Source organism: Pseudomonas sp. KK18 (genome assembly GCF_037094675.1).
Lineage (GTDB): Bacteria > Pseudomonadota > Gammaproteobacteria > Pseudomonadales > Pseudomonadaceae > Aquipseudomonas.
The window spans coordinates 5,099,076-5,122,546 of record NZ_CP146605.1 but is presented as its reverse complement, the minus strand read 5'-3'; the positions used below and the strand labels follow the sequence as shown (position 1 = coordinate 5,122,546).

At 54.7% G+C, this 23,471-nt stretch carries 26 protein-coding genes and 2 pseudogenes; 11 read left to right on the top strand and 17 right to left on the bottom strand.

The genetic code is table 11. The features are described from left to right. Positions 1 to 104: 104 nt before the first annotated feature. The 11 genes from V6607_RS22925 to merR form a co-directional block, all read right to left on the bottom strand. Positions 105 to 560, bottom strand: a complete 456-nt coding sequence (locus V6607_RS22925; protein ID WP_042558371.1) for a single-stranded DNA-binding protein — start codon at positions 558 to 560, stop codon at positions 105 to 107. Beyond that, positions 557 to 1,075: a DUF3158 family protein gene (locus tag V6607_RS22920; RefSeq protein WP_042558372.1), complete on the bottom strand. Its 519-nt coding sequence runs from the start codon at positions 1,073 to 1,075 to the stop codon at positions 557 to 559. Before V6607_RS22920 ends, V6607_RS22925 begins: the two co-directional genes overlap by 4 nt. Continuing rightward, positions 1,072 to 1,827, bottom strand: a complete 756-nt coding sequence (locus V6607_RS22915; protein ID WP_042558373.1) for a TIGR03761 family integrating conjugative element protein — start codon at positions 1,825 to 1,827, stop codon at positions 1,072 to 1,074. The genes V6607_RS22920 and V6607_RS22915 overlap by 4 nt, the downstream gene beginning before the upstream one ends. Before the next feature lie 264 nt (positions 1,828 to 2,091). Continuing rightward, the gene (locus tag V6607_RS22910; protein ID WP_131672194.1) at positions 2,092 to 3,282 is read right to left on the bottom strand and encodes an STY4528 family pathogenicity island replication protein; all 1,191 of its coding nucleotides are present in this window, start codon (positions 3,280 to 3,282) and stop codon (positions 2,092 to 2,094) included. Next, the gene (locus V6607_RS22905; RefSeq protein WP_010565142.1) at positions 3,279 to 3,827 is read right to left on the bottom strand and encodes a DUF2857 domain-containing protein; all 549 of its coding nucleotides are present in this window, start codon (positions 3,825 to 3,827) and stop codon (positions 3,279 to 3,281) included. The genes V6607_RS22910 and V6607_RS22905 overlap by 4 nt, the downstream gene beginning before the upstream one ends. Beyond that, positions 3,824 to 5,413 (bottom strand): ParB family protein, encoded by a 1,590-nt coding sequence (locus V6607_RS22900; RefSeq protein WP_042558374.1) that lies wholly within the window; start codon positions 5,411 to 5,413, stop codon positions 3,824 to 3,826. Before V6607_RS22900 ends, V6607_RS22905 begins: the two co-directional genes overlap by 4 nt. Positions 5,414 to 5,427: 14 nt before the next feature. Beyond that, complete coding sequence (locus V6607_RS22895) at positions 5,428 to 5,637, bottom strand: hypothetical protein (protein ID WP_042558375.1); 210 nt, start codon at positions 5,635 to 5,637, stop codon at positions 5,428 to 5,430. A gap of 85 nt (positions 5,638 to 5,722) precedes the next feature. Continuing rightward, positions 5,723 to 6,568 (bottom strand): ParA family protein, encoded by an 846-nt coding sequence (locus V6607_RS22890; RefSeq protein WP_042558376.1) that lies wholly within the window; start codon positions 6,566 to 6,568, stop codon positions 5,723 to 5,725. Between the two features lie 5 nt (positions 6,569 to 6,573). After that, positions 6,574 to 6,798, bottom strand: a complete 225-nt coding sequence (locus tag V6607_RS22885; protein ID WP_042558377.1) for an AlpA family transcriptional regulator — start codon at positions 6,796 to 6,798, stop codon at positions 6,574 to 6,576. Between the two features lie 115 nt (positions 6,799 to 6,913). Then, positions 6,914 to 7,663, bottom strand: coding sequence for a hypothetical protein (locus V6607_RS22880; protein ID WP_042558378.1), 750 nt, complete (start codon positions 7,661 to 7,663; stop codon positions 6,914 to 6,916). Between the two features lie 569 nt (positions 7,664 to 8,232). Beyond that, entirely contained in the window at positions 8,233 to 8,664 is a 432-nt protein-coding gene (gene merR / locus V6607_RS22875; protein ID WP_003425050.1) for an Hg(II)-responsive transcriptional regulator, read from the bottom strand. A gap of 71 nt (positions 8,665 to 8,735) precedes the next feature. Here merR and merT point away from each other — a divergent pair, with 71 nt between their 5' ends. The 5 genes from merT to merB are packed head-to-tail and all read left to right on the top strand — an operon-like array spanning position 8,736 to position 12,195. Then, positions 8,736 to 9,086, top strand: a complete 351-nt coding sequence (merT, locus tag V6607_RS22870) for a mercuric ion transporter MerT (RefSeq protein ID WP_003425049.1) — start codon at positions 8,736 to 8,738, stop codon at positions 9,084 to 9,086. A 17-nt stretch (positions 9,087 to 9,103) separates the two neighbouring features. Further along, positions 9,104 to 9,379, top strand: a complete 276-nt coding sequence (merP, locus tag V6607_RS22865) for a mercury resistance system periplasmic binding protein MerP (RefSeq protein ID WP_003425048.1) — start codon at positions 9,104 to 9,106, stop codon at positions 9,377 to 9,379. 12 nt (positions 9,380 to 9,391) lie between these two features. Beyond that, positions 9,392 to 9,826 (top strand): organomercurial transporter MerC, encoded by a 435-nt coding sequence (merC, locus tag V6607_RS22860; protein WP_003425046.1) that lies wholly within the window; start codon positions 9,392 to 9,394, stop codon positions 9,824 to 9,826. A 35-nt stretch (positions 9,827 to 9,861) separates the two neighbouring features. Further along, positions 9,862 to 11,544 (top strand): mercury(II) reductase, encoded by a 1,683-nt coding sequence (gene merA, locus V6607_RS22855; RefSeq protein WP_003425044.1) that lies wholly within the window; start codon positions 9,862 to 9,864, stop codon positions 11,542 to 11,544. Between the two features lie 12 nt (positions 11,545 to 11,556). Continuing rightward, positions 11,557 to 12,195 (top strand): organomercurial lyase MerB, encoded by a 639-nt coding sequence (gene merB, locus V6607_RS22850; RefSeq protein WP_003425042.1) that lies wholly within the window; start codon positions 11,557 to 11,559, stop codon positions 12,193 to 12,195. A 95-nt stretch (positions 12,196 to 12,290) separates the two neighbouring features. On the opposite strand, the pseudogene V6607_RS22845 reads toward merB, so the two are convergent. From V6607_RS22845 to V6607_RS22820, 6 genes and pseudogenes are all read right to left on the bottom strand, one after another. Continuing rightward, positions 12,291 to 12,587 (bottom strand): annotated as a pseudogene (locus V6607_RS22845) (plasmid pRiA4b ORF-3 family protein); the annotation flags it as partial. Positions 12,588 to 12,590: 3 nt separating this feature from the next. Then, positions 12,591 to 14,096, bottom strand: coding sequence for an IS66 family transposase (locus V6607_RS22840; protein WP_003425038.1), 1,506 nt, complete (start codon positions 14,094 to 14,096; stop codon positions 12,591 to 12,593). A 37-nt stretch (positions 14,097 to 14,133) separates the two neighbouring features. Continuing rightward, on the bottom strand, positions 14,134 to 14,478 hold the full coding sequence (gene tnpB, locus V6607_RS22835; protein ID WP_003425037.1) for an IS66 family insertion sequence element accessory protein TnpB: 345 nt from the start codon (positions 14,476 to 14,478) through the stop codon (positions 14,134 to 14,136). 197 nt (positions 14,479 to 14,675) lie between these two features. Further along, positions 14,676 to 14,864 (bottom strand): annotated as a pseudogene (locus tag V6607_RS22830) (transposase); the annotation flags it as partial. 117 nt (positions 14,865 to 14,981) lie between these two features. Then, positions 14,982 to 16,196 (bottom strand): aminopeptidase P family protein, encoded by a 1,215-nt coding sequence (locus V6607_RS22825; protein WP_338740782.1) that lies wholly within the window; start codon positions 16,194 to 16,196, stop codon positions 14,982 to 14,984. 114 nt (positions 16,197 to 16,310) lie between these two features. After that, positions 16,311 to 17,237 (bottom strand): LysR substrate-binding domain-containing protein, encoded by a 927-nt coding sequence (locus tag V6607_RS22820; RefSeq protein ID WP_042558380.1) that lies wholly within the window; start codon positions 17,235 to 17,237, stop codon positions 16,311 to 16,313. A gap of 178 nt (positions 17,238 to 17,415) precedes the next feature. Here V6607_RS22820 and V6607_RS22815 point away from each other — a divergent pair, with 178 nt between their 5' ends. The 6 genes from V6607_RS22815 (at position 17,416) to V6607_RS22790 (ending at position 23,394) form a co-directional block, all read left to right on the top strand. After that, positions 17,416 to 18,267: a transporter substrate-binding domain-containing protein gene (locus V6607_RS22815; RefSeq protein WP_042558381.1), complete on the top strand. Its 852-nt coding sequence runs from the start codon at positions 17,416 to 17,418 to the stop codon at positions 18,265 to 18,267. A 30-nt stretch (positions 18,268 to 18,297) separates the two neighbouring features. Beyond that, entirely contained in the window at positions 18,298 to 18,948 is a 651-nt protein-coding gene (locus tag V6607_RS22810) for an amino acid ABC transporter permease (protein ID WP_042558382.1), read from the top strand. A 9-nt stretch (positions 18,949 to 18,957) separates the two neighbouring features. After that, positions 18,958 to 19,617 (top strand): amino acid ABC transporter permease, encoded by a 660-nt coding sequence (locus tag V6607_RS22805; protein ID WP_042558383.1) that lies wholly within the window; start codon positions 18,958 to 18,960, stop codon positions 19,615 to 19,617. Positions 19,618 to 19,625: 8 nt separating this feature from the next. After that, positions 19,626 to 20,423: an amino acid ABC transporter ATP-binding protein gene (locus V6607_RS22800; protein ID WP_042558384.1), complete on the top strand. Its 798-nt coding sequence runs from the start codon at positions 19,626 to 19,628 to the stop codon at positions 20,421 to 20,423. A 151-nt stretch (positions 20,424 to 20,574) separates the two neighbouring features. Continuing rightward, positions 20,575 to 21,183: a hypothetical protein gene (locus tag V6607_RS22795; RefSeq protein WP_052491505.1), complete on the top strand. Its 609-nt coding sequence runs from the start codon at positions 20,575 to 20,577 to the stop codon at positions 21,181 to 21,183. Positions 21,184 to 22,182: 999 nt separating this feature from the next. Then, positions 22,183 to 23,394: a M24 family metallopeptidase gene (locus V6607_RS22790; RefSeq protein WP_042558385.1), complete on the top strand. Its 1,212-nt coding sequence runs from the start codon at positions 22,183 to 22,185 to the stop codon at positions 23,392 to 23,394. The last annotated feature ends 77 nt before the right edge of the window (positions 23,395 to 23,471 follow it).

The following is a 23,471-nucleotide window of genomic DNA, read 5'->3' as shown; positions in this document are numbered from 1 at the left end:
TACCTTATTGGAGCGTTTGTAACTGGGTGGGGGGCTTCATGAGCCGCGAGCAATGACAGGCCAGGAACTTCGCGCAAAGGCGCAATTTTTATGCCTGAAGTCGTTCAGGCCTTAGGTGATTGCCCTCTGTGTTTCCTGGGTTTCGAGGTCGGCGAGCTGGCCTGCTCAGTATTTTGAGCGGTCGTCGGTTCACTGGAGCGTTCCCGCATGACCACGCTGTGCACCCGGTGAGGCAGGATGCCGACTCGACGGGCCTCGATCTTGAAGGTCACCCGCGCATTGTCTTCGCTGTCCTCCCACTCATCGCGCACCGTACGACCTTCGACCAGTACGCGCATGCCTTTCTGGTACAGGGTGCTCCAGTGTTCAGCCTCACGGTGCCAGAGCTCAACCGGCGCCCAATAGCCGCCCCGATCTTCATAGCTGCCCTCGCGTGGGATGGGGTTGTCAAAGTACACATTCAGCCGTAGCAAACGCCGCGGCTCGTCATTGCCAGAGGCGAACTCCTGGAATTCTGGCGCACTGCCGATATTGCCTTCGCCAACGAAAAAAGTACTCATCGTGATACCTCCACTGCGGGTGTGAACTGGCGCAGCAGCCGTTCGGCACTGGCCATGTTGATCGCGCAGGTCGTGGCCTGGCGGTAGAGCGAATGCACCACGCTCATCTGCAGGTTCAGTGCAATGCGATCGCATTCGAAGCGGTGCAATCTCTCGCGTACGGCCTGCGGCAGGGCGTTGTTGCAGATCTGGCGTTCCCAGACCGCAACCCCCATACGGGCGAAGTCACGGGTGCGCCAACGCAAAAAGGTGCTGCCTGCGCTGGTGTTCTGCAGCACTAAACGAATGTCCAGCAGCGAGTAAGGGGGCTGTCCGGCTTGCTGCACCACAGCCTCCATCAGGTGACATAACTGCGCCTCGATTTCCCTCGCCACCTGCGCCAGGTGCTCCAACTCCCCCTTACCCTTAAAAGGTTTTAAAAGGCCTTTTAGGGAGGCTGCGTGTTCGAGCTGTCGATAGGCATCCGGTGTTAACGCTTCGAAGGGCATTGGTTGAGCCGGGATCATCGGATTCATGCTTCGTCCTCCGGCTCATCCACTGTCGCAGAGGGCTCTCCCGCGTCCTCTGCCAACGCGTCGGCATCATCCACTGCCACCGCACCACGGCGAGTGATTGGCGGTGCAAACTGGGAGCGGCGATGACCCTCAAGAATGTCCATCGGGGGCAAACCCAGTTTCTCAATGGCCGCAATGGCCCGGGCGTTGTTCGCCGCCATGTCATCACGCGTGACGCCGGCATGCCGATAGCGCTGTGCCTGACTGAACAGGCTACGCAGCAGATGGGCGCCGTCGTCGATCCAGGCTTCCATGTCGATACGGCCGATCAGGGCGGTGTGATGGGCCAACAGGGTACGACGCACCAGGGTGTCGTAGTCGGTCAGCAGGTAGACCGCGAGAAAACCCAGCTGGCTGCCGATGTACAACGGCAAGGTGACGGGGTGGATGTTGAGGTTGTCCCCCATGTCGATCTGTGTCGGCAGGTCCTGTCTGATCCGATCCAGCTGTTGGGTCAGTTCCCGCATCCCAGCCTTGGCCTGCATCAGTTTTTCTTCGAGTTGCACGATGGCCCAATCGGCATAGGGATCGTCCTGGGCCGCGGTTTGTTTGATCAGGTTGGTGACACTGATGTAGCCGGCCATACCCATGATCGAGTGGACGCCTTCGCGTGCGGCTCGACCTTGCCAGATACGGGCGGCATGGTGGGTGTGCAGGGTCAGGGTGATGCTGCTGCGCAATGAACCCAGATTGAGTTGATAGTGATCGGCCACGGTGGTGTCCTCGCATTCGCTTGGACAGGAACGTTGCGACAGATGAAGGTGAAGGACAGCCAAAAAGCTGAATGCGGTCTGTTCGGTTTGGTTTAAGAGGGTTAACTATGGAGACGTCAGTGGATTTGATGCCAGTGGCATCAAATCCATTGACGTCTACGTTCATGGGAGGAGATGCCCCGGCTTTTTCCTAAAAATTTCATGGTATGGTCCGATGTGTTCGTAGAGTGGAACTCCCTGGATTTGATGCCACTGGCATCAAATCTACTGACGTCCACCGCGTTTGCCACGCAGTTGGCGCAGCTCATTCAGGCACGCTTGGGCAAGGGCAGACGCGGGTTCGCCCTGTTGTCGAGATGGCCGCGAGGGGGCGGGTGGGGGCGGTTCTGCAATGGGTGACGGTTCGGCCTGACCTGCCCAAGGACGAAAGTCACCTTTCAGCGCACGCTGGATCAGACCCATCAGATACGCCGCTGGCTTGCGGATACCGCCGGCCGTACAGCGTGCTCCCGCTTCGTTGAGCACCGCCTGCCGATCCGCGGGCTTGAGCTTGTTCAGCGCCACGGCGATGGCCTGACGCTCGTTTGGGCTCAGGTGCAGCGCAGCAGGCCAGTGCAGGTTAACCACCGCTGGGGTCGCGCGCGGTACTGTACAAATACTTTCTTTTAATACAGTACAGGCGGCGTTCGGATTCCGAACGGTGCGGGAAACACTGGCGTTCAGACTCGGTTCGGAATCCGAACGAGGGCCTGCACGATTCCGAACGAGGGCATCTTCCCTCCGTTCGGAATCGTGCAGAGTGGCATCGGTTGCCGGATCCAATCCTTGCTGCGCCCAAAGTTCGCCCCAACTGTCGAGCCGCGTCGGTAACCGATCCTGATCGATATTCGTGTCTTGGCGGACTTCCTCCACAACGTGCTGGGCGACAATACGCACCGCCTTGGTGGCATGACCGAGGGCATGTCCGACCAGCGCCAGGTAATCCTGATCCAGTTCCAAGGCTTCGGCGGGGGTTAACGGCTCATCGTGCAGGACATACAGAGAACCTTGGAGACGTCCGCTGAGCTGATCGCGTCCGCGACTCACCAAACTGAGCCAGCGCGTCAACCTGAGCATCGTCAACACCCGAGCAATGGTTTCACGGGAGGCTAAGGCGCCGTAGGGCACACTCGATAAGTAAGGCTGCAGATCCTCATAGCGCGGCGTGACCACGCCCTGGCCTTGCAGCATGAGTCGAAACACTTGCCAGGCATTACGTTCCAGTGGCGTCAGCCGACTATCCAACAGCAGGCGACGCGGCACGACTTCGTGTGATTGGCCACTGAACAGAAAGCCAGCCTGTAGAGCCTGATTGGAGGGCTGTTCAGTGGCAGGGCGGGCTGGCCAGCGCTCATGCAGCTGCTGTGTGCATTGCTGCAGGACACGTTGCCAGCGACTGGCAGGAACAGCATTCATGTTTTGTTGCTGTACTGGTCGATTTGCTGCCAAACGATGGTCAAGCTGATCTGCTGTTCTTCGGCAAGCATCATCATAGCGTCGAGTTTATCCTCGGTGCCGTCCTCTGTTCGTATTTGGCACCAACGTTGCCACAACGCATGCTCCTGCGCTTCGCTTAAATGTTGGGGGCGGCCTTTACGAGTTTCTATCTTGAGTAGACGCCGACGCATGGCTGTTTCCGAATGCGCCAAGCCAAAACACTGGTACATAATGGTGCTGCTGGCGCCGAGTTTGAGCGCTCGGTTGATCAACCGTTCGTTCTGTTCATCACGTTCAGCTTGTTCGATCAAACGATGCAGCACCGGCGAGTCAATCTTGACCTCAAGCCAAGGGACAGTGGCATGGGCCAGGCGCGATAACGTGGTCGGTGGTAAGGATTGCAGCATGAAGATGTCATCCTCACTCAGTCCAAGTGCCTTGCAGCGTTGCAGGTTGCCCAGGCGTAGTTCGTGCAGTACCTGGGTTAGCATGGCTTGATTGAGCATATTGAAGGACAAATTCATCTCAGCTCCTCCGGTGAGTTTTTGTCTTCAAAGATGAGTGTTAAGTCGATTAGGCGCCGGGCCAAGCGGATCAGGCGAAACAGTTTGATTAGCATACTGTCAGGCAGTCGCTCCAGGCCCACGTCCGTGACTGGTCTATCTGGTAGAGGGAGTTGATAGACCCCCAGCAACAACTGCCCGAACAGTGCGGAGGGGATTTGCTTGCGATCCTCCCAGTTCACCTCGTCTTGAGCCCGTAACAGGGCCAGGAGCATTAGGTGAACGCCCGTCGAGCGAGGCGCTGAAAGATCGAGTCGCTCAATGTTCAGGGCGAAGCCCAAGCCACGCTTTTGATCAATGATGCTCTCGGCATCTCCGGCATAGGCCGCCATTTCTCGAGCCAGTCCAGCAATGGCTAAACGCAGTTGTTCAGGTGTATCCAGCTGTGGTGTGATGATCCAAAGGTCGTCGATTGGGCAGGTTTCGACTGGAGACGTCGGCTCGGTGGAGATCTCGCGATCGATTTGCTCACGAATCTGTTGAACGCGTGATAGATGACTGACCGCAGGTGAAGTATTTTTTTCGGGGGCTGTGAGCCGTTCTTCTGAAATTGGTTCTATCTTGCTCTGGGCATCAGTTGATTCGGGATTAGCGTCGGAGGAGGGCGACTCTGCCGCAGTTTCATGCACGCTTGGCCGATGGCTGTTTTCTGGAGGCGTGGTGGTGACAGCCCCAGGCGTGGCGACGACCCGTTGGGTATCGCTCAGCTCCAGGGCCAGCATACGGTAGGACTGTCCAAGCAGGTGGCTCATGCGTTCGAGCAATTCGTCCTGGATCTGCTCAAGATCAAAAGATTCAGGATCGCCATCGAAGTAGCCCATGGTTTCTAGCCAGAACTCTGCAAATGAAACGGCAGCGGTTGGATAACGATTCCAGGTTCGCTCAGCCTGACTACGTAGACCGATCAGGCGCTCTATCTGAGGCTTACCCAATCCGGCATACAGAGTTTGTGGAATGGCGGGCAATAAGTGTTCGAGGGTGTCCAGCATACGGCTGATATGCGACTGCGAAATCGGATAGCCTCCAGCGGCAAGACGTCGAGCCAGCTCCCGTTGTGATAGATCTGCGCCATCGGACTCAAGCATGGTTTTGAGTTTGGCTACTGCCAGCGCCCGTTCGATGAACGTGAGTTGACCGTGCAGGTCGCTTTCCGCCAAATGGCCGAGTAGGGCGGTGATTTCATTGCCCCAAGGTCGGAACAGGCAGTGGATCCGAAAGAAACGCTCGTCGCGAGTTTCCTGCCACAGTTCGCCGAGAATGGCTAAGCGCGTATTACCGCCGTTGCGGATGATGAAAGAGGTTTCACCCGGGCGGCGGGTTATCGGTGGCGGTTGATCCAGCCCGCGTTCACGGATCGACGCCTTGATATCGTCATAAAGCGGGTTACGAATGAAGCGTGGGTTGTGTTCGTAGGGACGTAACTGTTCCAGAGTGACCAGCATGGGAGTGTCGATGACGGGATCGGACAGTCGCTCCAGTCCAGGACCTTGAGTGAAGTGGTCCTGGTGCAGCTTGTCGGTAATTTCCTCCTGACTGAGCTTCTTCATCTGAACCGCCTCGGTTAACGCCGGCTACGCAAATGGTCACCGACCTCGAATTTCACGATTTCGGCAGTCCCTGAACCTTCGAAATGTTGGGAGAGTTCTGCGAGGAACCACAACATGGCCGAGCGCCCCCCTTGCAAACGAAAAACTAAAGTGCAGCACTCCCCGCAAGCCGCGTCGTGTGGTCGAATGGAAGGCTGAACAACGATAGGAAACTGATCCAACATTAGAAAACTCCTTACCAAGCCCTGATGGCTTCAAGGTCGATCAAACAAAAATAATTCGGTGAAAAAGCTAATTGGGCGATTTGGTTTATCGAGACTCCGCACACCTCATTACCGATGAGACCGCTTCGCGCCATTCCGGGAATAATTCGATTGCCAGCGCTTGCATTACTTCTAGCGCAGACTGCGAGCGTCGGCGTTTACTCGACGGGCGAGCATCTATTCGGTGGGCCGGTAAGCCGAGGGAGGCGGCATTGAGGTACGCCACCCGGTCCGGGATTACGGTGTCTAGAACCGAGATATTGGTAGCCTCTGCGAAATTCTCGCGCAGGCTTCGGATGATCATCCGGGTGTCCACTCGATTGACGTTCACTTGGTTCAGTAAGAGCCGCAACGGCGGCGGGTCGATGCCTAGATGACGAAACGGTTCGAGCTCACTCAGTAGTTTTAAGGTGCCCCGACGCATTTCGCGGGCAGCGAGCATTTCCGGCGTGATGGGAGAGAGGGCGAGATCGGAGGCCAAGATGGCCATTTCCAACAGCACACCGCGGGCTCCCTGAGTATCAATCAAAAGCAGGTCATAATTGAGATGCAAATCGTTGAGCAAATTGTGTAGGCGTAGTCGTCCGTCAGGGGCATGTAGCAACAAAGTGCTCAGTCGACCTTGATCGTCATTAGAGAAAATCAGGTCGAGACCGACGACTGCAGTCCTAGAAATTATTCGTTCAGGTATTGTTAGATTGAGTGCAATGAGCTCGTACGCACCTGCCTGCGCTTTCTGGCTCAATGAATAATAACTGGAGAGGGTGGGTTGGCTATCCAGATCCAAGAGCAGAACACGGAGACCAGCATCGGCCAACAGGCCGCCGAGGTTCGCCGCTACTGTAGTTTTGCCTACACCACCCTTGGTGGAAACCACCGAGACCACGTGCATCACCCTCACTCCTGTTGTGAAAGGCGTTCTGCAATCCAGTGTTCGATTTCCAGAGAGTCCCAGCCGACTGCGCGCAGCCCGATACGCTTCGCCCGCGGGAACTTGCCTTCCTTCATCAGGTTGTAAATATGCGCACGTTTGAAGCCGGTTTTTAGTTCAACCTCGTCACGTCGCATGATGTGGCGTTGGGGTTGAGGTGCTTCGAGTGCGGGTACCGATGGGTTGGACATGCTAGTCACTCCTGGCGCCTGTTGGCGCGTGGTGGGAAGTGACTTGGATTGAATCGCACTAGCGCGGCTGAGTCATTGCACTGCAATCAAGCCCATTGCAACGCAATTGACTGGATCAGTTGTTTTTCTTGAGGCTACGATTGGCCACGGCAAACTTTTCATCCAGCGTCCGCTTGCTGAGGCCGGGCACATCTTTGTGACGGGCGACAATGGCGTCGACGATGGCTGCTTGATTCGTGAATACCGAAAGAGGTTTTCCGGCGGGCGAATGGTCCAAAAGAAGGCTGACCAATGCCCCGATCATATTGTGATAGGTCAGTTCACTACGCTCGCTGAGTTGACCATTCGTTTTGGCCAAGGCTTTGAGATCATCTCTTTCAAGTCCAATCGACTGGAGTTCTCCCAAGATTTCTTGAATGTGTTGCTGTTGCGCTTTCAACGCTCTCGATAACTCGTCTCGATCTGCTTTCACTGAAAGAAACGTTCCGAGACTGACCTTTGCAGATGTATCCTCACCGGACTCGAATAAAAAGCTGGGCTTATGGTCGGGATAATGAATTTCCATCCAGCGGCGTAAGTCTGAATGGCGTATGGTCAGCTGATAGGGCTCTACGTAGCTTCCCAAAGGAACAGAAACGCCGAGGCAGCCGTACGGCAGTTCTCCATTGCGTATGGCGTCTAAAATCCTTTCGACAGCGATGTGAAGATTGGGCCATTGGGGAAAGAGGGTTGCAAGGTTCTCAGGACGAGACCAATCCGCCTGCATAATTTGGGCTTCGTAGCGAGTGAGATTGCACCAGCGCAATGCGGCATCTATAGGGCGATAGAAGCTTTTGCTATGCGAATTAAAAACATTAATAGCCATAGCGTGACGGACCTCCATTCCTAATGGATAGGCCTCTCACCGACTATCAATATTCAAACTAGCGATTCATGCTAGCTGTTTCCTCCATCGACCAAATCGGTGAGGTCATTTAATTTCGAGTGCTACCAGAAAGCAATACCCGAGTAGCAATCGATGTTTTTACGCAATCCAGAGCCACAATCTCGGTCTCTTAACCAAAAATTCGGGTTCTGATTAGGTATCCTCCACATGACCCAGAGGTGCAGATATCATTAATCAATGATGCAGATTCTTGATGTTTGGTAAGCGTCCGAACTACACCGCCTTGCATCTCAGACCTTAATCCCCTTTAACCGCTGATTGACGCGCTCACACTCAAAAACTGCGAAATTGCACCCCACTTGACCACCCATTTGCGTTGCAACTGACCAATCATTTGCATTCGAAGTGATCAGGACTCTCGGCTCTGTAGGGTAAGAGCGTGGCTAAAAGCAGACCGTAGGTTTGGCCAGTCAACGGGGCTCATTGAGCGCCGCTCTTTTCCTGTTCAAGCCGACAAACAGGGGGGCAATGAAACGGGAAATCGTAGGCTAAGGCGCGAAGTTTTCGTGGCTATCTATTCCATGCAGCGAATCGATCAGCGGGCAGCTAACCGTCCCGTGGCTCGCGCAACAGTCATCAACCAACTGCGCCAGGACCAACTCGATCCGCCGCAGATCCGCAAGTTTCCCCCGCACGTCTTCGAGCTTCTGCTCGGCGTGCACACGCGCATCATTGCAGTGCGTACCGTCATCGAGCCGCAACAGTCCGGCCACTTCATCGAGGCTGAAGCCCAGCCGTTGTGCGGACTTCACGAATTTCACCCGTGCAATATCCGCCTCGCCGTAGCGACGAATGCTGCCGTAGGGCTTGTCCGGTTCGGGCAACAGCCCTTTGCGTTGATAGAACCGAATGGTTTCCACGTTAACCCCGGCTGCCTTGGCAAAGACGCCAATGGTCAGGCTTTCCGCAGTGTTTTTCATACCGCTTGACTCCGTACCTGACTACGGAAATAACCTTAACCCATCGATCAAACATTCGAAAGGTTGAACCCATGTCTGAATCACAAAAGGGCCGTGGTGCACTCCTCGCTGGAGGTCTGGCGGCGATCCTTGCGTCCACCTGCTGCCTGGGCCCGCTGGTGCTAATTGCCCTGGGCTTCAGCGGCGCCTGGATCGGTAATCTCACCGTTCTGGAGCCCTACCGCCCGTTTTTCATCGGCGCGGCATTGTTGGCGCTGTTCTTCGCTTACCGGCGCATTTTCCGCCCGGCTCAAGCCTGCAAACCCGGTGAGACCTGCGCAATTCCGCAGGTACGAACTACCTACAAGTTCATTTTCTGGCTCGTGATGGCACTCGTGCTGGTCGCGCTCGGTTTCCCCTACATCCTCCCGTTGTTTTACTGATCAGGCAGGAGTCTCCCATGAAAAAGCTGTTTGCCGCTCTCGCGCTCATTGCCGTGGTTTCCCCGGTGTGGGCCGCCATCCAAACCGTCACCCTGTCGGTACCGGGCATGACCTGCGCCGCCTGTCCGATCACGGTCAAGAAAGCGCTGACCCAGGTCGAGGGCGTGACCAAGACCGAGGTGAGTTTCGAGAAACGCGAAGCCATCGTGACCTTCGACGATGCCAAGACCAACTCCGAGGCCCTGACCAAGGCGACCGAGGATGCCGGCTATCCATCTACCATCAAGCAATAGGAGGAAATACCAATGAGAAATCCTCTCAATCTGTTCACGCGGATCGGTGACAAAGCCAGTTCCGTCGGTGTGCTGGTTTCAGCCCTAGGCTGCGCCGCGTGTTTTCCTGCTCTGGCTAGCTTAGGCGCTGCAATCGGTCTGGGCTTTTTGAGCCAGTGGGAAGGCCTGTTCATCACCACGCTACTGCCCTTGTTTGCGGCCCTGGCGCTGCTCGTCAATTCCCTTGGCTGGCTCAAACATCGGCAGTGGCAGCGAACTGCACTCGGCCTGATAGGCCCTGTCCTGGTCTTGGCTGCGGTGTTTTTGATGCGGGCTTATGGCTGGCGGAGCGGTTGGCTGCTCTATATCGGTCTGGCCCTCATGCTTGGGGGCTCGATCTGGGATCTCGTGTCGCCCGCCCACCCCCGTTGCGCCCCGGGTGCCTGCCCACCACAGCCAAAACAGTAATGCCGCAAAGAGACCCATTTGAGGAAGTAAACGCTATGACCACACTGCGAATCCACGGTATGACCTGCGCCTCCTGTGCCGACCGCGTCAGAGATGCTCTGGAGGGAATCTCCGGCGTGCACCGGGCGGACGTCTCCTACGCCGGTGGGAAGGCCGAAATGACGGCCGACGCGGCTGTCAGCCGTGAACAAATGCAAGCCGCCGTCGAGGCCCTTGGGTATCAAGCGTCGTTCGAAGTCGCCTCGCTACAACCGCGCCCCGGCCAGCTCGATAAGGCGCTGGGCTGGTTGCGCAGCGACACCGAGGTCGGCAAAAACGGCGACGCGCTACACATTGCAGTCATAGGCAGCGGCGGTGCGGCAATGGCGGCCGCCTTGAAGGCGGTGGAAGCCGGCGCCCGCGTCACTCTGATCGAGCGCGGCACCATCGGCGGCACTTGCGTCAACGTCGGCTGCGTGCCGTCGAAAATCATGATTCGCGCCGCGCATGTGGCTCATTTGCGCCGCGAGAGTCCGTTCGATGACGGAATGCCCGCCACGCCGCCGACCGTCCTGCGCGAGCGGCTGCTCGCGCAACAGCAAGGCCTTGTCGACGAACTGCGTCACGCCAAGTACGAAGGCATTCTGGAGAGCACACCAGCCATCACCGTGCTGCGTGGCACCGCTCGCTTCCAGGACGGCCACACGCTCAGCGTCGAACTGGTCGAGGGGGGCGGGCGCGAAGTCGCGTTCGACCGCTGCCTGATCGCTACCGGCGCCGGTGCGGCCGTGCCGCCGATTCGCGGGCTGCAAGACACCCCCTATTGGACCTCGGAGGAGGCACTGGCCAGCGCCAGTATTCCGCAACGGCTCGCCGTGATCGGCTCATCCGTGGTGGCCTTGGAGCTGGCGCAAGCCTTTGCCCGGCTGGGTAGCCGCGTCACCATCCTGGCGCGCAACTCGCTGTTCTTCCGCGAAGATCCGGCCATCGGCGAGGCGCTGACCGCAGCCTTCCGCATGGAGGGCATCGACGTGCTTGAGCAGACACAAGCCAGTCAGGTGACCCACGCCAACGGCGAATTCGTACTGACCACCAACCACGGTGAACTGCGCGCCGACCAACTGTTCGTCGCCACCGGCCGCACGCCCAACACCCAAAGCCTGAACCTGGAAGCGGCGGGTGTACTGTTGGATGAACGCGGCGCCATTCAGATCGATCAGGGCATGCGCAGTAGCGCAGTGGATATCTATGCAGCCGGCGACTGCACCAACCAGCCGCAGTTCGTCTACGTCGCGGCGGCGGCTGGCACCCGTGCGGCGATCAACATGACCGGCGGCGAAGCTACGCTTAATCTCGATGCCATGCCGGCGGTGGTGTTCACCGATCCGCAGGTGGCCACCGTCGGTTACAGCGAAGCGGAAGCACAGCGCGCAGGCCTCGAAACCGACAGTCGCACGCTGAGCCTGGACAACGTGCCGCGTGCGCTGGCCAACTTCGACACGCGAGGGTTCATCAAGCTGGTCGCCGAAGCGGGTTCTGGTCGGTTGCTCGGCGTGCAGGCGGTGGCCCCGGAAGCGGGCGAGCTGATTCAGACGGCGGTGCTGGCTATTCGCAACCGCATGACCGTGCAGGAGCTGGCCGACCAGTTGTTCCCCTACCTAACCATGGTCGAGGGCCTGAAGCTCGCGGCGCAGACTTTCACCAAGGACGTAAAGCAATTGTCCTGCTGCGCTGGATGAATGGAGAGCACCATGAAATTTGCCCGCTACATTACCGAGATCGCCGAACGTCTCACCCCGACCAACCGGCCCAAAGGTTTTGCGGAGTTCTTGGTCGCGCTACTGGGTGAACTTGCCAAGGGACGCCCGATTTCGCGAACTACGCTTGCCAGGACTCTTGGCTGGCCCGCTGAGCAAGTGGCGGCTGTGCTCGAACAAGCCACCAGTACCGAATACGACAACGATGGGAACATCATCGGCTATGTCCTCACCTTGCGCGAGACGTCGCATGTCTTGGAAATTGACAACCGCCGGCTGTATGCCTGGTGCGCGCTGGACACCCTGATGCTCCCGGCGTTAATCGGCCGTACAGCTCGCGTCTCGTCGCATTGCGCTGCAACTGGAGCACCCGTTTCGCTTACGGTTTCACCCAGCGAGATACAGGCTGTTGAACCTGCCGACGTGGCAGTGTCACTGGTATTGCCGCAGGAGGCGGCCGACGTTCGTCAGTCCTTCTGTTGCCATGTGCATTTCTTCGCATCTATCCCAGCGGCAGAAGATTGGGCCTCCAAGCATCAAGGATTGACTATCGTAAGCGTCCAAGAGGCGTTCGGCGTGGGCCAGGAGCTTAATCGACATCTGTTGCAGACCCTTCCAATGAGAACATCGTGATTGGATTTCGACTCAATGTCCTACGGAGTGGGCATCGGATTTCTCTTTCCGACTTTGATCCGGTGATCCCAGCCATCGCCAAAGTCATAGACCTAGCGGAATGTCCTTTTCCCGTTCAACGCTTTGATCAGAGTCTTGCGGGTCTCCGAGTTCACGGGAGGCCCCCATCCATCGGAGTCGGGAATACCGTAACTCTCACCAGCTATTTCAAACTCATGCAGATGGTCATCGTGCCAGCCCATTGCGATCTGGATCACCGCGTGCAATTTGCCTAAGGTGATGTTCTCGGGCACCGCCACACGGCGCCAGATGGCAGGTTCGATCCACTTCAATTCAATGTGCAGTAGCAACAAATCAGGTTCGGGTTTTGGCAAGCGAACAGTTTTGACCATGGATCAGGCGGCCTCGCAGAGTTCCGTGGAGGCGAGAGAAACGTTCCAGGGCAGCAGTTCGTCGACCCGATTGATCGGGTGGTCGGCGATGCGCTCCAGCACGTGTGTCAAATAGGCTTGCGGGTTCAGGTCGTTGAGTTTGGCTGAACCCACCAGGCTGTAAATCGCAGCCGCTCGTTCGCCGCCGGCGTTGGAACCGACGAACAGATAATTTTTTCTGCCTAGCGCGACAGCACGTAGCGCGCGTTCGGCAGCGTTGTTGTCGATCTCAATTCGCCCGTCATCGCAATAGCGCACCAAGGCCTGCCACCGATTGAGGGCATAGAGAATCGCACCGCCCAATGCCGATTTTTTCGACAGTTGAGTCAGCGTCTGGTTGAGCCACGCGTGGAGTTGTTCCAGCAGCGGACTGGCTCGGCTTTGCCGAACCACTTTTCGCAGGTTGGGCGGTTGCCCTCGAATCTCGCTTTCGATGGCATACAGGGCCGCAATCCGTTGCAGCGCCTCGGCGGCAAGTGGTGAAGCCAGGTCTTTGTAGACCTCGTAAAACTTGCGCCGGGCGTGAGCCCAACACGCCGCTTCCTCAATGGTGCCCGTGGCATATAGTTGAGCAAAACCGGCATAGCCGTCCGCCTGCAAGATCCCGCTGAAGCGCTTGAGATGCGCGCGGGGATGTTGCCCCTTGCGATCCGGCGAGTAGGCAAACCAGACCGCCGCCGGTGTCGCGTCCCCCGTAGGTCGGTCGTCCCGCACGTACGTCCACAGGCGCGCCGATTTGGTCTTGCCGTTGCCCGGCGCGAGCACGCCAATCGGCGTGTCGTCGGCATGGACTTTGTGTCCGCTCATGACGTGGTGCTCAAGGGCGTTGATCAGTGGTCGCAGCAACTGACTGCTCTGGCCAACCCAGTCGGCCAGGGTTGAGCGCTCCAGCTCCACGCCCTCACGGGCGTAGATCTCGGACTGCCGATACAACGGCAAATGATCGACAAACTTCGAGACCAGCACATGGGCCAACAACCCTGGGCCGGCAAGACCTCGGGCGATCGGGCGACTCGGTGCCGGCACCTGGGCGAAGTGCTCGCAGCAGCGGCAAACCCACTTCGGACGGACATGGCGAATGACTTTGAAACGTGCCGGAACGTACTCCAGCACTTCGGACACATCCTCACCTAAATGGCGAAGCGTCCCACCGCAGCCAGTGCATTGCGACTCGGGCTGATGAACGTGGGTTTCGCGAGGTAGGTGTTCAGGCAATGGTTTACGGCGCGAAACTGCGCGAGGTGCCGGCTCGACTGGAGGTGTCATTTCGGCTTGGCTGATTTGCAGCTCATCAAGGCTCAACTGGAGCTGGTCGATCATCGCTTCCAGTTGCTCGGAGCTGCGACCGAACTGCGTACGACGCAGCTTGGCGATCATCATCTTCAAGCGCTCAATCTCTGCGTGCTGGGCAGCGATCAGCGCCTTCAAGGCTTGAAGATCATTCGGCAGGGAGTCGGTCACGAGGGTCATGCCCGAATATTACTGGGGATTTTTTCAGCGCGGCAAGTCAGACCGCGAGGACGGGTGCTGTACGAATTGGCCGGCGCCAATCAATGCCCTCCAACAGCATCGACAACTGCGCGGTCGTCAGCGACACGCTGCCGCTGGTTGCTTGCGGCCAGACAAAGCGTCCTTGCTCCAACCGTTTGCAAAACAGGCACAAGCCGTCGCCATCCCACCACAACAGTTTGATCCGGTCACCACGCCGTCCGCGAAAGGCGAAGATCTGACCGGAGAAGGGATCGGCTTCCAGTTGAGTCTGCACCATGGCCGCCAAACCGTCGAAGCCACGACGCATGTCCGTGACGCCAGCGGCGATCCAGATACGGGTTCCAGCGGGAGGGGCAATCATCGCACTAACTGCTGCAAGACGAGTTGCAGCGTCTGCGGGTCTGGTGCTCCGGTGATACGCAACTTGGCTTTTCCTACCTCAACTGCGATCTCGGAATGACACTCTGCCTGTGGCTGGAAGACTGGCGGCAGATCCATTGGCGCCTCGATCACCTGGACTGGCAAAAACGAAGCACTCTGGCTGACCGGGCCGAATAGCCCTTCTTGGTATTGCTGCCGCCAGCGAAAGACCAGATTGGCATTGACGTCATGTTCGCGAGCGATCAATGACACGGAGGCGCCAGGCTGGAAGGTGGCCTCGACGACTTGGCGTTTAAAGTCCAGCGGAAAGTTGGGGCGGCGACCGGCTCGACGGGCTGGGGCAACTGTATCCAAGATAGTGTCCACTAAAAAATGGTGTCCACTATCTTGGCCAATTTGGAGGGCTGTCAGGAGAGGGTGCTGGCCGGACGGTTACGATGTTTGGAACTTCTTGATCAATTGAACCGCTCTGGACGTTAATTGCTAGGGAAGATTGATTATATTGTGCTCAGGCCCAGAGCCTAATTTCGTAATATTTTCCGCACCCCTGTCATTTACAATGAGCACGCTGCCCTCTCGATATCCCCCAGCACCTGGCGTACCTTCCGGTAGCATTACCATTGGTGTCATCGATACCACCATGCCCGGTTCTAGCACCGTCTCGATATCTTCGCGCAATTCGAGCCCAGCCTCCCGTCCGTAATAGTGGCAAAGGACTCCATTTGAGTGACCGTAACCAAATGTGCGATATTTGAGCAGATCCGCTTGTAGATAGATTTCATTTAGCTCTGCCGCAATATCGCAGCAACGAACCCCTGGTCTGATTATCTCCTGCCCGCGTTGGTGTACTTTGCAGTTGATTTCCCATATGCGACGCTGCTGGGCATTTGGCTCACCCAAAAAAGCCGTTCGTTCTAATGAAGAAAAATAGCCTGCGATCATCGGAAAACAGTTAACTGAAAGTATATCCCCGGATTTAACTCGACGACTGGTAACGGGATTATGTGCACCATCGGTGTTCAGACCGGATTGAAACCACGTCCACGTGTCGCGTAACTCGCAGTAAGGCATACGCCTAGCAATTTCCCTAGTCATTGCAGACGTCCCCGCAATGGCTACCTCGTACTCAGGCACACCTTCAGATATCGCGTCTAAACAAGCCGCACCTCCTACGTCCGCTACCGCTGCACCAATACGAATCAGCTGGATTTCTTCGATTGACTTGAACATACGAATACGGTTGGTGCCAGGCGCGATGTCAACCAGTTCCGCATTATCAAGAGCGGCTTCGATCTTGCGAAATTTATCGAGGGATAGATGATCGAACTCTACGCCTATACGGCGAGATTTTAATGGGATTGCTTTACGTAGAGCAACGAAATAGTTATCACGCTCCCAGTCTGTATAGACAAGATTATCTCCCCAGCTGCGGCGATAACCTTGGCCTCCATCAATATTGGTTGTGATAAGAATGGAGCTATCGTGCGTTACTACTAATGCGTAGCTACGCCCAAACTCGCAGAAGAGGAAGTCGCCAAAATAGTTTATGTTGTGTATTGAACTCAATACAATGGCGTCCAAACTGGTGCTGGTCATATGCTGACGTAACAGCTGAAGGCGTCGGGACATTTCCTTCACACTGAAAGTAGACCGTGTTTTAGGTCCATTTTGAAGTGTAATGTTATTAGGCATGCTCATGCCGAGGTTCCTGTCTAGTGAAGGCAGCGCGTAGCATCTCCTTCACGCCCAATAGGAACAAATGACGATTTTTAATTCCGTACTATTAGCAGAGCTTATGGCTGAGACAGATATCTAGCTGCCCAGGTTCAAGCGCCGCTGCGACAGATGCTGCTCCACCTCGCTCTTGATCCACTTCTTTAGCGCCTGAACCCGAGGGCGGTCTTCATGAATGCTGGGGTGCACTAGCCATACTTGGCCATCTTGCATTACCTCAGGGAACGGCCTGACCAAGGTACCGTTTGCTATCTCTTTTGCACACAGCGAATGCCGCATTAACGCGACCCCCTGACCATCACAAGCCGCCTGCAACACAAGGTCTGCCCGTGAAAATGAGCAGCCTCCACGGGTATTGATATCGTAGCGGCTGTGCCGGGAGAAAAAAGCGTCCCAGTTGGTGCTGTAGGCAGCGTGAGGCATAGAGTCATGTAACAAGATTGTCTGGCACAAATCACCATAATCTTTGATTTCTACTCGTGCCAACAAATCCGCGCTGGCTACTGGATAAACGAGGTCATCGAATAGGTGTAGCTGAGAGAGTTTGGCATTGTCAGTCCAAGCGCAGCTGATTGCCAAGTCGACGCCGTCGCTATTGAAATTAGGGGTACTCAGATCCGCTTCTACCTCCAACTGTATGCCAGGGTAGGCTTGATTGAAGGATGGCATCCGCGGCAGCAACCACTTGCTAGCGAAGGAGGGCATAACGCGCACTTTTAGCGTGCCACTTAGCTCTTCATCTCCAATTTGGTGCAAAGTCATTCCTAAAAGCCTCAACGCTTGGTCGACTCCGACGTGCAAGCGTTCACCGCGTTGCGTAAGCCTCAAACCCCGAGGCAGGCGATAAAAAAGCTCATAGCCCAGTTCCTGCTCAAGCGCTTGAATCTTCTGGCTTACAGCGCTTTGTGTAAGGAACAGGTCTTTTGATGCGCGAGTGAAGCTCAAGTGCCGTGCAGCAGCATCGAAGTAGCGCAATCCCTCAAGAGAAGGTAGGGCACGAGACATGACGAGGCTCCAGCTGTTGGGATTTTACCGGTACAAGCATGAGTCATGCCGACATTAGTAAACCTAATGAGTCGACGTTAAAAATAGCCGTTTGTTCATGATTTCGGTTGTGGACATGCTGTGTGAACGCCAACCGGTTCGCCCACTTCTACTCGTAACTCATCGAAAGGATCGCGTCATGAGACCACTGTACTCGCTGCTGACCCCATTGTTAGTTGGCACTTTAGTGTCCTTTGCAGCTGTTGAGGCTAAGGCTGATTTACTTTCTGACATCAAGGGGCGTGGCGAGATTGTCGTCGCAACCGAAGCACGTTATGCGCCTTTTGAGATGATCGAGGACGGTAAAATTGTCGGGTACGGGAAAGACTTACTCGACGCGATTATGCTTGATTTGCCCGGGGTTAAACTTAAACAATTAGATGTTCCATTTCAGGGCATACTTCCTGGATTATCCAGCAAAAGATTCGACTTCGTAGCCACGTCACTTACTATAACTAAGGCGCGCGCAGAAAGTTTTGCTTTTACCTTGCCTTTCTCCACTGCTAGTGTGGCAGTATTGAAGCGTAAAGGAGACGCCCGGATCAATAGTGCCGAAGATTTGATTGGCATGGTAGTAGGAAGTCAAGCCGGGGCACCACAAATCGACGTGCTCAAGGAGTATGAGCGGACTGTACTACAGCCGACGAAGAACTCGGGCGTGAAAGAAATCAAGGCATTTATGGACTATAATGAGGCTTATGCGGCTTTGGCCTCCCGTCGTGTCGATGCAGTCGTTCAATCCCTACCCAATCTCGCGCCTTTAATCAAGGAGCGTGGAGATGTATTTGAAATTGTACAGCCTCCCTTCGGACCGCCGACATACTATGCGTGGGCCGGTCGTAAAGATGCTGACAGCGCCTCTCTTGTTAAATTCTTTAGTGACGGTATTGCAAAGCTGAACGCAAGCGGTGAGTTAGCCAAACTTCAGCGCAAATGGTTCGGCTTCGAAATGCCTCTACCTACTGATGCTGTTCCAGCACCGATAAACTGAATGCAGTAATGCTAATCGGGAAAATTAGGTATGTTTGATTTAACAGCTACAGCCCACTATTTGCCACAGCTTTTGGCAGGCCTATTTACCACACTATGGGTATCTTTGACCGCTATTGCGTTAGGGCTGGTGATGGGCTGGGCTGTTTGTCTTGGTCTGATGAGTGAGCGTAGGTGGCTCCGGATGTTTTGCGCTGTTTATGTAAGCTTCTTTCGAGGCACGCCTTTGTTGGTACAGCTTGTTCTAGTGTTTTATGCACTACCTTCTATCGGAATAAGTTTACCTCCACTGGCGGCCGCGATTGTCGCATTAACTTTGAACAGTGGAGCCTTCCAAGGTGAAATATTGCGCTCCGGTTTCCAGCTTCTGCCATACGGTCAAACTGAGGCGGCCAGAGATCTTGGTCTGTCGCGCTGGCAAGCATTGATTTATATTAAAACACCTCAAGTGTTGAAGGCCATGTTGCCTGCTCTTGTAAACGAAACTATCGATATCATTAAAAATTCCTCATTGATTTCTGCTGTCGCTGTACATGAGCTTATGAGGACAGCTCAAACCCTTGCCTCAACTACCTACCGCCCCATCGAATTCTTTATCGTGACCGGGCTGCTTTACTTGGCTCTAACAATGGCGACTGGACGGGTGGGTAACTGGCTGGAAGCTAGGCTAAAAATTGCGTAGGAGGTGCCTTTGATCGGCATTGGTCTGTTTGACGAGTACGGTGGCTCAATCCTAGCTGGGATTTGCGTTACGCTGAAAATGAGTATCGGGGGAATTGCGCTGGGGATGGTTTTGGGCTTGGTGTTACAGAGTTTATACAAGCCTGATAACAAGCCATTTGCCTTTTTATACCAGCTGTATTTAAATGTTTTTCGGGGTACGCCGCTTCTTCTACAATTATTTTTGGTTTTCTATGGGGGACCATACATAGGTATTGAATGGACTGCAGAAACCGTAGGATTGATAGGTCTAGGGTTGTATGGTGCAGCCTATTTTGCAGAGATATTTCGTGCCGGACGTGAGTCAATTCCACAAGGTCAACTCGAAGCTGCAAGAGATCTGGGACTGACAGGTACCCAGGTATTTCGCGTTGTGCTGTGGCCGCAGATGATGGCTCGGTGCGTACCAGCAGTCGTCGGGCAGACGATAATTCTACTAAAGGAGTCGTCTGTTTTGTCGATTATAACAGTCGCTGAGTTAACTAACGTGGCGATGACAATTGCTGTTCAGAGCTACTCCATGCTGGAGCCATATACGATATTGGCGTTGACGTATTGGGCTATTGCCATTGTACTAGCTGGCATTGGTTCCAGAGCTGAGCGGCATTTTAAAAATTATCTGCAGCGCTGAGGTTATGCATGTCCAATTCATACGCTATAGAAATTCGTGATTTGCAAAAAAGCTATGGTCAACATGAAGTGCTCAAAGGCATTTCACTCACCGTCGCGAAAGGCGAGGTGGTTAGCATCATCGGAGGTTCTGGATCTGGTAAATCAACGTTGCTGAGATGTATAAATTTTCTTGAAGAATATGACGGTGGTGAGGTACTGGTAAATAACCGCCTTATTGGTTACGGAAGCTCTGTTACTGGAGGTTTGTACCAATTGCCCGAAAACATAATCCAGAGTTCGCTTCGCAAGGTGTGCATGGTTTTTCAACAGTTCAATCTATGGCCACATATGCGTGTTCTTGATAATATTGCCACCCCCTTGAGGCTTGTAAAAAAAATGCCGAAACTTGCGGCATATGCGATGGCGGAGGCCCAGCTTGAAAAGGTCGGTCTCGCTCATAAGGCTTCAAGCTACCCGAGTCAACTCTCCGGAGGTCAACAGCAACGGGTGGCAATAGCCAGAGCGTTGGCGATGGAACCCAGCATTATGCTCTTTGACGAGCCTACCTCAGCTTTAGACCCCGAATTAGTAGGAGAGGTGCTCAATGTCATTAAGGACGTGGCGAGTGAAGGTATGACATTAGTCATCGTGACGCATGAGATGGGATTCGCGGCAAAGGTATCGGATAAAGTCGTCTTTCTCGCTGATGGTCGCGTAGAGGAACAGGGACCTCCTAGCCAGATATTTGGGGCTCCTACCAGCCCTCGCTTACTTCAGTTCCTTACGTCATGGAATGAGCGGCAGAATGGTGGCAGTGTAAATTGAATTGCATTTACATCAATGGTCTTACTTTGTGATCAAGCTATCGTCTGATCTCTTTCCAGAAATATTAGTTGCTAAATGTTATATTGTGCGGTGTCGCGTTTGAGCATGGTTCCGAGGATGCAGAAAAGTGCCTAGATTTCCTGGAGGTGACTTGGATATTGTGAAAGTTGGGTTCTTGCTCACTGAGGGGTTTGACCTATATTCATTAGCGAATGCTATACAGCCACTACGATCCGCTAATCATGTAGCAGGCTTTCAGCTTTGTGAATGGCAAATTCTCAGTTTAGAAGGGGGCACGCTTAACGCAAGCAGCGGCATAGCTACTGAAACTACTCGGCTGGACCATGCGCAGTTATTTAATGTGTTGATCCTGTGTACCGCCGAGAATATACATTCCGATACGGATTACGATGATATCAGGCAGCGGCTGGACCATTGGAGCACCGAGCCTGTTGATCTGGGGGCCTTCGGCGGTGCGGGCTGGTTGTTGGCAATGAGTGGCGCGCTAAATGGTTTTCGTTGCAGCCTTCCTGAAATAGGATACTCCCAGCACCTCGGTATTTACAAAGACATCAAGTTTGTCACCGCGCCATTCTGTGTCGACCGTGGACGCCTAACATGTATTGGCCGCCAAGCTGTTCAAGGGCTCATGTGCGAATTTCTAGCACAAGAGTATGGGGGATACATGATGTTAGAAGTTGAAAAGAATCTGGCAGTTAAACTAGGCGCAAGTGGTACGATCCCTCAGGTCCGAACTTAATTCCAGATAACCGTTATGAAGTGGCTTATCGATGTAGATTTAAGAGACAGAGCCCTGGGTGTTTTGTGTGGCCGATTCGAAAGTGCTCAACCGTTCGCATATCAATGTTATTTACTTCTAGACCGAAATTATCCATCGCCAAGCTTGTTTCGGTAATCTCTCTACCGCCGTGGCCATACCCTTATCCTGAGATTGATCGGGCTAGCATGAAGATCTGCCTCGGCAAGGATGTTATCGTTAATATCATGATATCCGCTAATGAATCGCATCCATCGCCCATTCTGGAAGCCGGTCTGCACATCTGAGATGTGTTGGGCTACTCGGAACTCAAGCGCTTTTTCGCTCTGATCACCGATAACAGCGCAAATACGCTGCACTTGGCAGACCCCTACAGGCTAGCGGTCAGGCGGCCTGCTAATGTTTGATCCTGTCCGCTCCAGGCGCCTACGTAATAATCTGTAGTCTGATGTTACTCCACAAGGCAAAGTCATGATGGTGGGCAGCTGGGCGCGCATAACTCCGATAGGCCTGTCTGCTGGAAGTAGTGCTATCTATATCTGGCGTCAGTGCGGCTGATGATGTTGCAATTCACTAATCAAGGCGCACGCGAAATCAGCCAAGCTGACGTCACAAATCGGCGACGTTCAATTACCGACCTCCAGACATTTTGCCTTTTCCAAGCTAGCTCGACGTATCGAGATGATGACGTAGTTGCCTGAGATTTGACTGGCGTCCCCTGGCGTCGAATAGCCCGCACAACCTGTCCGTCGCAGCCTCACGCGCGACGTGCTGAGTGTTGATGGACGTATGCCATCCAAAACGTCGCGCTGTGGAGCACTTTTTTTGATTAGGCCTGAGTTCGCCTTCGAAAATAGCGGGTCTGGCCAATTACAGGTCGGATTCGCACAAAAAATCCTAGTTCGCATCTGTTCGAATGATGTTCAGCGGCCAGCCAGAGTGGCGTCTTATGTCGCTCAATCAACGACAAGGATAAATGACATGCAAATGCCTAAAACGATCCAGATCAAGAACGGCGAAAAAGTAAAATCGACGTTTTCGGTTCAGGAGTACGCCAATCGACAGGCCAAATTGCGAGCGTATCTAGCGCAAAACAATATTGATGCGGCAGTATTCACGTCCTATCACAACATCAACTACTACAGCGATTTCCTGTTTTGCTCTTTCGGTCGCCCGTACGCGCTGGTCGTTACCCAAGACAGTGCCGTTACCATCAGCGCCAACATCGATGGCGGTCAGCCTTGGCGCCGCACCGTGGGCACTGAGAACATCATTTACACAGACTGGCAGCGCGATAATTATTTCGTCGCGATTCAGCAAGCTTTGCCGAAAGCTGGACGCATTGGCATCGAATTTGACCATCTGAACCTGCTCAATCGCGACAAACTTGCCAGTCGTTACCCGCAGGCCGAACTGGTGGATATCGGTGCACCTTGCATGCGTATGCGCATGATCAAATCCGCCGAAGAGCATGAAATCATCCGTCATGGTGCCCGCGTGGCAGACATCGGTGGCGCAGCAGTCGTGGAAGCCTTGCGTGATCAGGTGCCGGAGTATGAAGTCGCCTTGCACGCTACCCAGGCGATGGTGCGCGAAATTGCCCGCACCTTCCCGGACTCCGAACTGATGGACACTTGGACCTGGTTCCAGTCTGGCATCAACACCGACGGTGCTCATAACCCGGTGACCTCGCGCAAGGTTAACAAGGGCGACATCCTGAGCCTCAATTGCTTCCCGATGATCGCTGGTTATTACACTGCGCTGGAACGCACAATGTTCCTGGACCATTGCTCCGACGAGCATCTCCGTTTGTGGGAAGTGAACGTTAAAGTGCACGAGGCCGGCCTGAAACTAATCAAGCCGGGCATGCGCTGCTGCGATATCGCTCTGCAACTCAACGAGATTTTCCTTGAGCACGATCTGCTGCAATACCGCACCTTCGGCTACGGCCACTCCTTCGGTACACTGAGCCATTACTACGGCCGCGAAGCTGGGTTGGAACTGCGCGAAGACATTGACACGGTACTGGAGCCGGGGATGGTGGTTTCCATTGAACCGATGATCATGCTGCCTGAAGGCCTTCCGGGCGCGGGCGGTTACCGCGAACATGACATATTGATCGTCAACGAGCAGGGCGGGGAAAACATCACCAAATTCCCGTATGGCCCGGAACATAACATCATCAAGAAGTGAGATTAGGCGCCGCACAGTGAACCTGTGCGGCGTTTTCTTTTGTTAATAGTAAAAGTATAGGAAATACCGTCCCGGCG

What these genes read in the sequence shown, in the direction of transcription:
- V6607_RS22925 (WP_042558371.1), bottom strand. Translation starts at nt 560, where the DNA reads ATGAGTACTTTTTTCGTTGGCGAAGGCAATATCGGCAGTGCGCCAGAA.
- V6607_RS22920 (WP_042558372.1), bottom strand. Translation starts at nt 1,075, where the DNA reads ATGAATCCGATGATCCCGGCTCAACCAATGCCCTTCGAAGCGTTAACA.
- V6607_RS22910 (WP_131672194.1), bottom strand. Translation starts at nt 3,282, where the DNA reads ATGAATGCTGTTCCTGCCAGTCGCTGGCAACGTGTCCTGCAGCAATGC.
- V6607_RS22905 (WP_010565142.1), bottom strand. Translation starts at nt 3,827, where the DNA reads ATGAATTTGTCCTTCAATATGCTCAATCAAGCCATGCTAACCCAGGTA.
- V6607_RS22900 (WP_042558374.1), bottom strand. Translation starts at nt 5,413, where the DNA reads ATGAAGAAGCTCAGTCAGGAGGAAATTACCGACAAGCTGCACCAGGAC.
- V6607_RS22895 (WP_042558375.1), bottom strand. Translation starts at nt 5,637, where the DNA reads ATGTTGGATCAGTTTCCTATCGTTGTTCAGCCTTCCATTCGACCACAC.
- V6607_RS22890 (WP_042558376.1), bottom strand. Translation starts at nt 6,568, where the DNA reads ATGCACGTGGTCTCGGTGGTTTCCACCAAGGGTGGTGTAGGCAAAACT.
- V6607_RS22885 (WP_042558377.1), bottom strand. Translation starts at nt 6,798, where the DNA reads ATGTCCAACCCATCGGTACCCGCACTCGAAGCACCTCAACCCCAACGC.
- V6607_RS22880 (WP_042558378.1), bottom strand. Translation starts at nt 7,663, where the DNA reads ATGGCTATTAATGTTTTTAATTCGCATAGCAAAAGCTTCTATCGCCCT.
- merR (WP_003425050.1), bottom strand. Translation starts at nt 8,664, where the DNA reads ATGAAAAACACTGCGGAAAGCCTGACCATTGGCGTCTTTGCCAAGGCA.
- merT (WP_003425049.1), top strand. Translation starts at nt 8,736, where the DNA reads ATGTCTGAATCACAAAAGGGCCGTGGTGCACTCCTCGCTGGAGGTCTG.
- merP (WP_003425048.1), top strand. Translation starts at nt 9,104, where the DNA reads ATGAAAAAGCTGTTTGCCGCTCTCGCGCTCATTGCCGTGGTTTCCCCG.
- merC (WP_003425046.1), top strand. Translation starts at nt 9,392, where the DNA reads ATGAGAAATCCTCTCAATCTGTTCACGCGGATCGGTGACAAAGCCAGT.
- merA (WP_003425044.1), top strand. Translation starts at nt 9,862, where the DNA reads ATGACCACACTGCGAATCCACGGTATGACCTGCGCCTCCTGTGCCGAC.
- merB (WP_003425042.1), top strand. Translation starts at nt 11,557, where the DNA reads ATGAAATTTGCCCGCTACATTACCGAGATCGCCGAACGTCTCACCCCG.
- V6607_RS22840 (WP_003425038.1), bottom strand. Translation starts at nt 14,096, where the DNA reads ATGACCCTCGTGACCGACTCCCTGCCGAATGATCTTCAAGCCTTGAAG.
- tnpB (WP_003425037.1), bottom strand. Translation starts at nt 14,478, where the DNA reads ATGATTGCCCCTCCCGCTGGAACCCGTATCTGGATCGCCGCTGGCGTC.
- V6607_RS22825 (WP_338740782.1), bottom strand. Translation starts at nt 16,196, where the DNA reads ATGAGCATGCCTAATAACATTACACTTCAAAATGGACCTAAAACACGG.
- V6607_RS22820 (WP_042558380.1), bottom strand. Translation starts at nt 17,237, where the DNA reads ATGTCTCGTGCCCTACCTTCTCTTGAGGGATTGCGCTACTTCGATGCT.
- V6607_RS22815 (WP_042558381.1), top strand. Translation starts at nt 17,416, where the DNA reads ATGAGACCACTGTACTCGCTGCTGACCCCATTGTTAGTTGGCACTTTA.
- V6607_RS22810 (WP_042558382.1), top strand. Translation starts at nt 18,298, where the DNA reads ATGTTTGATTTAACAGCTACAGCCCACTATTTGCCACAGCTTTTGGCA.
- V6607_RS22800 (WP_042558384.1), top strand. Translation starts at nt 19,626, where the DNA reads ATGTCCAATTCATACGCTATAGAAATTCGTGATTTGCAAAAAAGCTAT.
- V6607_RS22790 (WP_042558385.1), top strand. Translation starts at nt 22,183, where the DNA reads ATGCAAATGCCTAAAACGATCCAGATCAAGAACGGCGAAAAAGTAAAA.